Source organism: Mycobacterium colombiense, assembly GCF_003284975.1.
In the GTDB taxonomy this organism is placed as follows: domain Bacteria; phylum Actinomycetota; class Actinomycetes; order Mycobacteriales; family Mycobacteriaceae; genus Mycobacterium; species Mycobacterium europaeum_A.
On sequence record NZ_QMEU01000016.1, the window covers coordinates 1 to 11,522 of the forward strand.

Below are 11,522 nucleotides of genomic sequence, written 5' to 3' on the forward strand. Positions count from 1 at the left end.
GGGGCACCACCCAGAAGGCCAGCCGGATCCGGCAGATCACCGCGAACAAAACCCGCGAATCCCTGCAGGCCACAGCGCAACTCACCCAGACCCACGAGGTCGACATGACCAAGCTGGTGGGGTTGCGGGCCAGGGCCAAGGCGGCGTTCGCCGAGCGCGAGGGCGTGAACCTGACCTTCCTGCCGTTCATCGCCCGGGCGGTGATCGACGCACTGAAGATCCACCCCAACGTCAACGCGAGCTACAACGAGGACACCAAGGAGATCACCTACTACGACGCCGAGCACCTCGGCTTCGCGGTCGACACCGAACAGGGCCTGCTCTCCCCCGTCGTGCACAACGCCGGCGACCTGTCGCTGGCCGGGCTGGCCCGGGCGATCGCCGACATCGCCGCGCGCGCCCGCTCGGGCAACCTCAAACCCGACGAGCTGTCCGGCGGCACCTTCACGATCACCAACATCGGCAGCCAGGGCGCGCTGTTCGACACCCCCATCCTGGTTCCGCCGCAGGCCGCCATGCTGGGTACCGGCGCCATCGTCAAGCGGCCGCGGGTGATCGTCGACGAGTTCGGCAACGAATCCATCGGTGTCCGCTCGATCTGCTATCTGCCGCTGACCTACGACCACCGGCTGATCGACGGCGCCGACGCCGGCCGCTTCCTCACCACCATCAAGCACCGTCTCGAAGAGGGCGCGTTCGAGGCCGACCTTGGCTTGTAACGTAGGCCTGTAAGCGAAGGACAACCGACCGTGGCTCGCGCCGGCCAGCAGGCCCTCATCGCCATTGCGGGTTCGTCCGGCCTGATCGGTTCGGCCCTGGCCGCGGCCCTGCGCGCGGCCGATCACCGGGTAATGCGCATCGTGCGCCGCGCACCGGCGAATGCCGATGAGCTGCACTGGAATCCCGAGAGCGGCGCCTTGGATCCCGACACGCTGACCGGAGTCGACGCCGTCGTCAACCTGTGCGGCGTCAACATCGGCAAGCGGCGGTGGTCGGGCGCCTTCAAGCAGAGCCTGCGCGACAGCCGCATCGCCCCCACCGAGGTGCTGGCCCACGCCGTCGCCGACGCGGGGGTGGCGACCCTGGTCAACGCCAGCGCGGTCGGCTTCTACGGCAACACCAAGGACCGCGTGGTCGACGAAAACGACCGTGCGGGAACGGGTTTCCTGGCGCGGTTGTGCGAGGACTGGGAGGCCGCCACGCTGCCGGCCCAGTACGGCGGCGCCCGGGTGGTGCTGGCCCGCACCGGGCTGGTGTTCTCCCCCGCGGGCGGCTCGCTGGGCCGGTTGCGGCCGTTGTTCCGTGCCGGGCTCGGCGCCCGGCTGGGCGGCGGACGGCAATACATGTCATGGATCACCCTGGAAGACGAAGTGCGCGCGCTGCTGTTCGCGATCTTCAACCCCGACCTGTCCGGGCCGGTGAACATGACCGGGCCGGCGCCGGTCACCAACGCCGAATTCACCACCGCGTTCGGGCGGGCCGTCAATCGCCCAACGCCGTTGATGGTGCCCGGTTTTGCCATCCGGGCCGCGCTGGGTGAGTTCGCCGACGAGGGGCTGCTGACCGGGCAGCGGGCCATCCCGTCCGCGCTGGAGCGCGCCGGTTTCGTCTTCCACCACAACACCGTGGGCGAGGCCCTCGCCTACGCCACCGCCAGCCGCGACCACGACTAGCGGCACCGGACCGGGTCCGTCCGGCCCGAGCCGAGTACCGTCGCGAACGTGATCGATTCCATCCGGTCCAGCCAGGCTCTGATCGACGTCCGACCGCTCGGCATCGTCGACTACCGCGTGGCCTGGCAGCAGCAACGCGATCTGGCCGACGCCCGGGTGGCCGGCGGCAGCGACACGCTGCTGCTGCTCGAGCACCCCGCGGTCTACACGGCGGGCCGGCGCACCGAACCGCACGAACGGCCGGTAGACGGCACTCCCGTCATCGACACCGACCGCGGCGGCAAGATCACCTGGCACGGCCCGGGCCAGCTGGTCGGGTATCCGGTCATCGGCCTGGCCGAACCGCTCGACGTGGTGAACTACGTGCGGCGGCTAGAAGAGGCGCTGCTCAAGGTCTGCGCCGACCTGGGCGTGGACGCGATCCGGGTGCCGGGCCGGTCCGGGGTGTGGGTGCCGGGCACCGACGGCCGCCCCGACCGCAAGGTTGCCGCCATCGGCGTGCGGGTGTCGCGCGCGACCACCCTGCACGGGTTCGCGCTCAACTGCGATTGCGACCTGGACGCGTTCGGCGCCATCGTGCCGTGCGGCATCAGCGACGCCGGAGTGACGTCGTTGTCCGCCGAGCTGCGCCGCCCGGTGTCGGTCGAGGATGTGCAGACCGCTGTCGCCGACGCGGTGTGCGACGCCTTGGACGGGGTGCTGCCGGTGCAGGACCACGCGGCGGTCGCGCGCGTAGCATCGGCGCTGTGACTGTCGCACCGGAAGGACGCAAACTGCTGCGCCTGGAAGTGCGCAACGCCGAGACCCCGATCGAGCGCAAACCGCCGTGGATCCGGGTGCGGGCCAAGATGGGCCCGGAGTACACCCAGCTCAAGAGCCTGGTCCGGCGCGAGGGGCTGCACACGGTGTGCGAGGAGGCCGGCTGCCCCAACATCTTCGAGTGCTGGGAGGACCGCGAGGCCACCTTCCTGATCGGCGGTGACCAGTGCACCCGCCGCTGCGACTTCTGCCAGATCGACACCGGCAAGCCCGCCGCCCTGGACCGCGACGAGCCGAGGCGGGTCGCCGACAGCGTGCGCACGATGGGGCTGCGTTACGCCACGGTCACCGGGGTGGCCCGCGATGACCTGCCCGACGGCGGGGCCTGGCTGTACGCCGAGACGGTGCGCGCCATCAAGGAACTCAACCCCTCGACCGGCGTGGAGCTGTTGATCCCCGACTTCAACGGCGAGCCCACCCGGCTTGCGGAGGTGTTCGAATCGCGCCCGGAAGTGTTGGCGCACAACGTTGAGACCGTGCCGCGCATCTTCAAGCGGATCCGGCCCGCCTTTGCCTACCAGCGCAGCCTCGGCGTGCTGACCGCGGCGCGCGAGGCCGGGCTGGTCACCAAGAGCAACCTCATCCTCGGCATGGGCGAGACACCCGACGAGGTGCGCACCGCCCTGGCCGACCTGCACGACGCGGGCTGCGACATCATCACCATCACCCAGTACCTGCGCCCGTCGGCGCGCCACCACCCCGTCGAGCGCTGGGTGAAGCCGGAGGAATTCGTCGAGTTCGCCCGGCACGCCGAGGAGCTGGGCTTCGCCGGGGTGCTGGCCGGACCGCTGGTGCGCTCGTCGTATCGCGCGGGTCGGCTCTACGAGCAGGCGGCCCGCAGCCGCGCCTGACGCCGCCGGCGCCCGGTGGCGGCGTCTGCCCCATAGCGGCCCTACGTATTCTTTGACTATGGCTAAATCCCGCACCGCCGCGCAGAACAAGGCCGCCCGAGCGCAGGCGCAGGCCGCCCGCAAGGCCGCCGCGCGGGAGCGCCGCACCCAGTTGTGGCAGGCGTTCAACCTTCAGCGCCAGGAGGACAAGCGCCTCCTGCCGTACATGATCGGCGCCTTCGTGCTGATCGTGGGCATCTCGGTGGCGATCGGCCTGTGGGCCGGCGGGCTGACGATGATCACCCTCATCCCGTTGGGCGTGGTGCTGGGCGGGCTGGTCGCCTTCATCGTGTTCGGCCGCCGCGCCCAGAAGTCGGTCTACCGCAAGGCCGAGGGTCAAACCGGGGCCGCCGCATGGGCTTTGGACAACCTGCGCGGCAAGTGGCGGGTGACCCCTGGGGTCGCCGCGACCGGGCACTTCGACGCCGTGCACCGCGTCATCGGCCGGCCCGGCGTCATCCTGGTCGGCGAGGGAACGTCGACGCGGGTGCGACCGCTGCTGGCGCAAGAGAAGAAGCGCACCGCCCGCCTGATCGGCGACGTGCCGATCTACGACATCATCGTCGGCAACGGCGAGGACGAGGTGCCCCTGGCCAAGCTGGAGCGCCACCTCACCCGGCTGCCGGCCAACATCACCGTCAAGCAGATGGACACGCTGGAGTCGCGGCTGGCCGCGTTGGGGTCGCGCGCCGGCGCCGCCGTCATGCCCAAGGGGCCGCTGCCCAACGCGGGCAAGATGCGCGGGGTGCAGCGCACCGTGCGGCGCCGGTAGCGGGTCGCCGCCATCAGCTCACCCAGGTCAGCCCGGTCAGCTCCGCAAGCTCAGCGTCGCACCACGGCCGTCGCGGTCAGCCGATCCTGCATCCCCCGGCCGTCGAAGTCGGTGAACAGCGCCGGAACGACCGTCCCGACCAGCACTCCCCGCACCACCGCCCGGCCAAGGCCGACCAGGCCGCGTCCGTCCACCGTGACCACCTGCAGGCGAAGCGCCAACTGGCCTGGGGTGAACCCGAACAACCGCACGAAGAGCACGCCCAGCACGAACCAGATCACCAACACCGCGGTGGCAAGCACCGGTTGGGAGAACAGGCCGAAGCGCATGGCCAGCCCGGCCAGCCCGTAGGCGATCAACCAGTCGATCATCAACGCGCCCAGGCGGCGGCCCATCGGCGCCAACGATCCCGGGCCGCTTTCCGGCAGGCCCAGCTTTTCGCCCGGATATGCGGATCGCGATTCGGCCATCATCGGCGCGGACCGCGGTCCGAATAATCCGACGGGACGGCCTGGTAAGGAGGGCGGACCGTGCGCCCGGTCACCAGAAAAGATACGATCTTGCGATCCATGGCCCCACAATAGAACCCGCCGCCCAAGTGGCCACTTTTAGCGTGTGGCATGGTCACGTAACGTGCGCGCAACATCGGGTTGACTGACGGGCAACATCTGCTCCATAGCGTCAGGCCGCGGATCTCACCAAGTAAAGGAGCACTCTGTGACGGACAAGACGCCCGACGACGTCTTCAAACTCGCCAAGGACGAGAACGTCGAATTTGTCGACGTCCGGTTTTGTGACCTGCCCGGCATCATGCAGCACTTCACAATTCCGATTTCATTCTTCGACGAGAGCGTTTTTGAGGATGGTTTAGCCTTCGACGGTTCGTCGATTCGCGGATTCCAATCCATTCACGAATCCGACATGCTGCTCCTCCCCGACCCGGCGACCGCGCAGATCGACCTGTTCCGTGAAGCCAAGACGCTGAACCTCAACTTCTTCGTGCACGACCCGTTCACCCTCGAGCCGTACTCGCGCGACCCGCGCAACATCGCCCGCAAGGCCGAGAACTACCTGATCAGCACCGGCGTGGCCGACACCGCCTACTTCGGCGCCGAGGCGGAGTTCTACATCTTCGACTCGGTGAGCTTCGACTCGCGCACCAACGGCTCGTTCTACGAGATCGACGCGATCTCGGGCTGGTGGAACACCGGTTCGCCCAACGAGCTCGACGGCAGCCCCAACCGCGGCTACAAGGTCCGCCCCAAGGGCGGCTACTTCCCGGTTGCCCCGGTCGACCACTACGTCGACCTGCGCGACAAGATGCTGTCCAACCTGATCACCGCCGGCTTCAGCCTGGAGAAGGGCCACCACGAGGTGGGCACCGGCGGCCAGGCCGAGATCAACTACAAGTTCAACACGCTGCTGCACGCGGCCGACGACATGATGCTCTACAAGTACATCGTCAAGAACACGGCGTGGCAGAACGGCAAGACCGTGACGTTCATGCCCAAGCCGCTGTTCGGTGACAACGGCTCCGGCATGCACACCCACCAGTCGCTGTGGAAGGACGGCAGCCCGCTGATGTACGACGAGACCGGTTACGCCGGCCTGTCGGACACCGCCCGCCACTACATCGGCGGCCTGCTGCACCACGCGCCGTCGCTGCTGGCGTTCACCAACCCCACGGTGAACTCCTACAAGCGCCTGGTGCCCGGCTACGAGGCCCCGATCAACCTGGTCTACAGCCAGCGCAACCGGTCGGCGTGTGTCCGCATCCCGATCACCGGCACGAACCCGAAGGCCAAGCGTCTCGAGTTCCGTTGCCCCGACTCGTCGGGCAACCCGTACCTGGCGTTCTCGGCCATGCTGATGGCCGGCCTGGACGGCATCAAGAACAAGATCGAGCCGCAGGCCCCGGTCGACAAGGACCTCTACGAGCTGCCGCCCGAGGAGGCCGCCAACATCCCGCAGGCGCCCACCCAGCTGTCCGCGGTGATCGACCGGCTCGAAGAAGACCACGAATACCTCACCGAGGGCGGCGTGTTCACGCCCGACCTCATCGAGACGTGGATCAACTTCAAGCGCGAGAACGAGATCCTGCCGGTCCAAATCCGGCCGCACCCTTACGAATTCGCGCTGTACTACGACGTCTAAATGACGTTTAAGTCGGCTTGACGAAACCACCCGCGTGGAGATTGCCACGCGGGTGGTTTCATTTTGGTCGCGTCAAGGCCGCCCATTTCATTCGGCTGCCCCGATATCCGCCCCGCGATATCGCGGACACCGTAGGTCGGCGGTGAAACGATATCGATGTGGGTGACCGACTTCGCGGCGTGCGTCAGGCGGCGGGGTCGTGTCAGTCGTGCGGCACCGAACTGTCACCGAGCTCCAAGTTCTGTCATGAGTGCGGCATGCCCGTCACACACACGGATCGCTCGGCTGAGTACAAGCAAGTTACGGTGCTGTTCGCCGACGTGGTTCGTTCCATGGATCTCGCCGCGACCGTGGGAGCGGAGCGCCTGCGTGAAATCATGACGGAACTTGTCGATCTGGCCGCTGCGGTCGTCCAGCGTTACGGCGGCACGCTGGACAAGTTCACCGGTGACGGGATCATGGTGTTGTTCGGTGCGCCGGCGGCGTTGGAGGATCATGCAGTTCGCGCATGTCTTGCAGCGCTCGCCATCCAGCAGGCAGCGCGTCCACTAGCCGGCACGGTCAGCCAGCGGGATGCCGTCGAGTTGCAGTTACGCATCGGCCTGAACTCGGGTCAGGTCATCGCTGGTGAGATCGGTTCGGCCGCTTTGGGTTACACCGCGATCGGAGAACAGGTCGGCATGGCACAGCGGATGGAGTCCGTGGCGCCGCCAAACGGTGTGATGCTCAGCGCATCCACCGCGCGGTTGGTCGAACACACTGCGCTCCTCGCCGAACCTGAGCTGGTCCACATCAAGGGCAACGATCAGCCGGTCCAGGCCCATCGGTTGATCGCCGTGCTGGAACGTGACGCCCCCGTCGTCGGCACCGCGTCGAGTCTCGTTGGCCGGCAATGGGAGATCGCCGCCGCTGAAAGTTTGTTGGCTCGGGCCGCCGACGGTCATGGCGGGGTGCTCGCGCTGGCCGGACCCGCGGGGATCGGCAAGAGCCGGCTTGTGCAGGAGATCACCGCGCCAACGAGAACACTCGGGGTGGAGGTGTCGCGGACCTACTGCGAATCGCACACCAGCGAGATCTCGTTCCAGGTGGTATCGCGATTGCTGCGGTCGGTGACGGGCGTACGGGGCCTTGACGACGGCGCGGCCCGCACACGCATACGTGCGAACATTGCCGCCGCCGACCCGCAAGATCTGCTGCTCTTGGACGACCTGCTCGGTATCGCCCCTCCCGGCGAGACGCTGCCCGGCATCGATCCCGACGCCCGGCGCCGGCGGTTGACCGCCCTGATGCGGGATATCGTGTTGTCTCGTCGGACACCAGCGATCTACGTCATCGAGGACGTGCACTGGATCGATGAGGCCAGCGAGTCCATGCTGGCCGACCTCCTCGCGGTGATTCCCCGGACCGCGTCGCTGGCACTTGTTACCTATCGCCCCGAATACCGCGGCGCGCTGACGAATATCGATGGCGCCCAGACCTTTGCCCTTGCGCCGCTGAGTGATTCCGAGACGTCAGCGTTGGTCGCTGAGCTACTCGGCGGCGACCGGTCGGTCACCGACGTCACCACCCTGATCGCCGAAAACGCTTGCGGGAATCCATTTTTTGTTGAAGAGATGGTGCGGGACCTGGCAGAACGCGGGGTGCTCGACGGCAGCCGAGGAAGCTACCGGTGCGCCAGAGATGTGGCCGACGTTGGGGTGCCGGCGACTTTGCAGGCCACTCTGGCCGCTCGCATCGATCGGCTTGCGCCCGAAGCGAAAAGGACGCTGAATGCCGCAGCGGTGATCGGCTCCCGGCACGATGCGGGATTGCTGGCCAGCGTGGTCGCCAGCCCCGACGTGAATCCGCTGATCGAGGCCGAGCTGATCGAGCAAGTGATGACCGGCGCCCGCATTCAGTATGCGTTTCGGCATCCGCTGATCCGCGCGGTCGCCTACGAGTCGCAGCTGAAGTCCGACCGCGCCGAGCTGCATCGCCGGCTGGCCACGGTGATGGAGCGGGATCCCGGATCTGTCGACGACAACGCCGCGCTGATCGGCGAGCACCGGGAAGCCGCCGGTGACCTATCCGCCGCATACGCCTGGCGCATGCGGGCCGGTGCCTGGCTAATGGGGCGGGATGTCGTTGCGGCGCGGCGTAACTGGGAACGCGCTCGCCGGGTGGCCGACACCCTTCCTGCCGATTTCCCCGATCGTGCAGCTTTGCGCAGTTACCCCAGAGCGATGTTGTGCCAGACCGCGTGGCGGGCGGGCACCGGCATTGACGAGACCATATTCGGCGAGCTACGAGAGCTGTGCACCGCATCCGGTAACCAAGCTTTGCTGGCCGCCGGCCTATCCGGCGCCGAGTTATCGTTGACGATGGCCAACCGTCACACCGAGTCGGCGCGGTTGGCTTCCGAACAGATAGCCCTGTTCGATTCCGTCGACGATCCGATGAGCATCTTCGTGGTGATGTCGGCGTCGATGTTTGCCAAGCTGCATGTCGGTGAGGTAGGTGAGGCGCTGCGCGTGGCGCAGGCTGTGACCGATCTGCTGGCCGACGACGGATCCAAGGGCAACATCGCGCGGTGGGGATTGGGATCTCCACTAGCGGTCGCGGTGCTCTACCGGGCTATGGCCCGTGCGTGTCTCGGCGACCGCTCTTGGCGTGCAGATCTAAGGCACGCCATCGCGATACAGCGAGAGCTTGCCGATGCGGCGATTGTCATCGTGATCACCTACGGCTACTCCCTGTCCATCACGAACGGATTGCTGGTGCCCGATGCCGCGGCGCTGGCTGAGACCGACGACGTGTTGCGCCATGCCGAAAAGTCCGGCGACGCGGTCGCATTGGCGCTCGCTCAGGTGGCTCGCGGCCTTGTCCTTAGGCGCACCACGCCAGCAGATCACGGTGCCGGCGTAGAGCTCATCACCAACGGCCGCGCTGCCCTCCTGCTGCAGCGAAACCTGCTCGGCGTATCGATGGTCGACATCGACAGGACAGTTATGGAAGCAGAAACCGGGCATCTGGACGACGCCGTCGAAATCGGCCGCGCGACCGTCGATCATCTGATCGCCTCCGGCGAAATGGTGCTACGCGGGGCCGCGATTTCGGCGCTCGTGACTGCGCTACTCATGAGGGGCGACGCCGCCGATCTCCATGAAGCGGAGACGATGATCGAGCGTTTATCTTCTACGCCAACCGAACCCGGGTTTGTCATGACCGACATCTGGGTCGCTAGGTTACGCGCTCTGGTGGCGGAAGCACACGGCGACGTTCGAGCGTATTGCGACCACCGGGACCGCTACCGCACGACGGCGGCAACCTATGGTTTCGAAGGGCACATGTCCTGGGCCAAAGCAATGCCCTGACCTCGGCGCTCGCCACTGCTGCCCCCTTGCCGGCTGTCCGCGGTGTTCGTGCGATCGCCGGGAATACGACTGCACGCGATTGGTTGTGGTGTGGGATGACTGCGATCGCCGCAAGCAGTGTGCGGGCCCGGTCGCGCGAAACGCTCGGTACGGAGCGATGTCGGATTCATCGAACCCACCGTCGAAAGGACTGTCGCCATGCGGGCATACCGATTCGATCACCACGGCGGGCTGGACGGTCTGCAGTTGCACGACGAGCCCGTCCCCGCACCCCAACGCGGAGAACTGCTGCTGCGGATTAAAGCGGTCTCGCTGAACTACCGCGACATCGCGATCCCGCTGGGCCGCTACGTGCGTAAGGCCAAAACCGGTTTGGTGCCGTGCAGCGACGCCGTTGCCGAGGTCGTCGAGGTCGGTGAAGGCGTCGCCGACTACCGCCCCGGCGACAGGGTGGTAGGGACATTTCAACCCCGGTGGTTCGGTGGACCGCTGCCGGCGACCGCAGAGTCCGACAGTTACGGCAGCGGCCAGGACGGATGGCTCACCGAATACAAGGTCGTCTCCCAGGAATCGGTCGTCGCCGTGCCATCCAGCCTGTCGGACGAACACGCCGCCACGCTGCCCTGCGCCGGTGTGACCGCCTGGAACGCGCTGGGCGGTCCCGCGCCGATTCGCGCTGGCCAAACCGTATTGACTCTCGGTTCCGGCGGGGTATCGGTCTTCGCCGTGCAACTGGCGAAACTTGCTGGGGCTCATGTCATCGCGACGACTTCCAGCACAGACAAGGCGCGGGCGCTGCAGTCGTTGGGAGCTGACACGGTGATCAACTACCGCACCGACCCTCAATGGGACCAACAGGTACGCGAACTCACCGAAGGCCGCGGCGTCGACCGCGTCATCGAAGTCGGCGGGCCGGCCACCATCGAGCAATCGTTGCGGGCGGTCGCCGTCGGCGGGGAAGTGACCCTGATCGGCTTCCTGAGCGAGGGCAATCCCGGGATCGACTACTTCTTGCTCAAGGGCAGTGACGCAGTAACGCGGTCCATTACGGTCGGCGACCGCACTCAGCTGCACAGTCTCGTGCGGGCCGTCACCGCAACCGGGCTCACACCCGTCATCGACGAAATCTTCGAATTCTCTGACGCACGAGCGGCATTCGAGCGACTGCGTGACGGAAAGCATCTCGGCAAGCTCGTCATCAGGGTCAACTGAGCCGACGCGGCGAAACCACCCGCGTGGAGATTGCCGCGCGGGTGGTTTCGCATTTTGCCGCCTCGGCTGTTATCCGCGGCGCGCGCAGTCCTGCTCGGCGGGCGCCGACGGCCACGCGCAGGCGTCGATGTCCGTCGTGCCGCCGAAACCCCCTGCGGTGAAGACCCCGAATGTGTTGCCGTTCCTGGCGGTATACGTCGTGCGGCCACCGCTCGAACTGTCGACGATCAGCGTCCAGTGCCCGTCCAGAAGCGCGGTCTTGTAGGAACTCAGCACATCGGTGGGTGACCCGTTGACCCAGAAGTGCAGACGGATGCCGCCGTCATGAATGGGATCGGGGCCGTCGATCCTGTTGGTGGTCGCCGGTGTGGGGACCAGCCCCCGCAAGTACGCGTCGGCCGCGCTCGCGGGCGAGACGAGGGACGTGACCGTCGTGGCGTGGGGCCCGGACGTGAGCGTCGAAAGGCCCACATACGGGGAACCACCGCACGCTGCCGTCACCACGGCGACGGCCGCGGCCGCAACGCAGACAGTTTGGCGCATCTCCGACTCCGTTCGGGGCAAGGATTCCCGAAACATAGGCGATGCCGCGCCGCACGAGCATGTCTCTGCCGCCGGTTAGGTGCCCCGCGGGGCCGAATTAGGTGTG

The 11,522-nt window shown here is 67.0% G+C and carries 10 protein-coding genes; 8 read left to right on the forward strand and 2 right to left on the reverse strand.

Going from position 1 to position 11,522, the window contains the following annotated elements; translation table 11 throughout:
- The 5 genes from sucB to DQP58_RS08195 all read left to right on the forward strand — a co-directional run.
- A partial coding sequence (sucB, locus tag DQP58_RS08175; RefSeq protein WP_112707940.1) for a 2-oxoglutarate dehydrogenase, E2 component, dihydrolipoamide succinyltransferase occupies window positions 1-719 on the forward strand: 719 nt, incomplete at its 5' end.
- Between the two features lie 30 nt (window positions 720-749).
- Complete coding sequence (locus tag DQP58_RS08180; protein WP_112707941.1) at window positions 750-1,673, forward strand: TIGR01777 family oxidoreductase; 924 nt, start codon at window positions 750-752, stop codon at window positions 1,671-1,673.
- Between the two features lie 48 nt (window positions 1,674-1,721).
- Complete coding sequence (lipB, locus tag DQP58_RS08185) at window positions 1,722-2,423, forward strand: lipoyl(octanoyl) transferase LipB (protein WP_112707942.1); 702 nt, start codon at window positions 1,722-1,724, stop codon at window positions 2,421-2,423.
- A complete protein-coding gene (gene lipA, locus DQP58_RS08190) occupies window positions 2,420-3,343 on the forward strand; it encodes a lipoyl synthase (protein ID WP_112707943.1) in 924 nt (307 codons plus the stop codon). Before lipB ends, lipA begins: the two co-directional genes overlap by 4 nt.
- 58 nt (window positions 3,344-3,401) lie before the next feature.
- Entirely contained in the window at window positions 3,402-4,154 is a 753-nt protein-coding gene (locus DQP58_RS08195) for a DUF4191 domain-containing protein (protein WP_112707944.1), read from the forward strand.
- A gap of 50 nt (window positions 4,155-4,204) precedes the next feature.
- On the opposite strand, the gene DQP58_RS08200 is transcribed toward DQP58_RS08195, so the two are convergent.
- Window positions 4,205-4,627 (reverse strand): RDD family protein, encoded by a 423-nt coding sequence (locus DQP58_RS08200; protein ID WP_112707945.1) that lies wholly within the window; start codon window positions 4,625-4,627, stop codon window positions 4,205-4,207.
- A 244-nt stretch (window positions 4,628-4,871) separates the two neighbouring features.
- Between DQP58_RS08200 and glnA the strand changes: the two genes are divergently transcribed.
- From glnA to DQP58_RS08215, 3 genes are all read left to right on the forward strand, one after another.
- The gene (gene glnA / locus DQP58_RS08205) at window positions 4,872-6,308 is read left to right on the forward strand and encodes a type I glutamate--ammonia ligase (protein WP_112707946.1); all 1,437 of its coding nucleotides are present in this window, start codon (window positions 4,872-4,874) and stop codon (window positions 6,306-6,308) included.
- 179 nt (window positions 6,309-6,487) lie between these two features.
- The gene (locus tag DQP58_RS08210; RefSeq protein ID WP_276310499.1) at window positions 6,488-9,661 is read left to right on the forward strand and encodes an adenylate/guanylate cyclase domain-containing protein; all 3,174 of its coding nucleotides are present in this window, start codon (window positions 6,488-6,490) and stop codon (window positions 9,659-9,661) included.
- A 198-nt stretch (window positions 9,662-9,859) separates the two neighbouring features.
- Window positions 9,860-10,873, forward strand: coding sequence for a zinc-dependent alcohol dehydrogenase family protein (locus DQP58_RS08215; protein WP_112707947.1), 1,014 nt, complete (start codon window positions 9,860-9,862; stop codon window positions 10,871-10,873).
- A 69-nt stretch (window positions 10,874-10,942) separates the two neighbouring features.
- On the opposite strand, the gene DQP58_RS26765 is transcribed toward DQP58_RS08215, so the two are convergent.
- On the reverse strand, window positions 10,943-11,416 hold the full coding sequence (locus DQP58_RS26765) for a hypothetical protein (RefSeq protein ID WP_165827829.1): 474 nt from the start codon (window positions 11,414-11,416) through the stop codon (window positions 10,943-10,945).
- Between the last annotated feature and the right edge of the window lie 106 nt (window positions 11,417-11,522).

What these genes read in the sequence shown, in the direction of transcription:
- DQP58_RS08195 (WP_112707944.1), top strand. Translation starts at nt 3,402, where the DNA reads ATGGCTAAATCCCGCACCGCCGCGCAGAACAAGGCCGCCCGAGCGCAG.
- DQP58_RS08200 (WP_112707945.1), bottom strand. Translation starts at nt 4,627, where the DNA reads ATGATGGCCGAATCGCGATCCGCATATCCGGGCGAAAAGCTGGGCCTG.
- DQP58_RS08215 (WP_112707947.1), top strand. Translation starts at nt 9,860, where the DNA reads ATGCGGGCATACCGATTCGATCACCACGGCGGGCTGGACGGTCTGCAG.
- DQP58_RS26765 (WP_165827829.1), bottom strand. Translation starts at nt 11,416, where the DNA reads ATGCGCCAAACTGTCTGCGTTGCGGCCGCGGCCGTCGCCGTGGTGACG.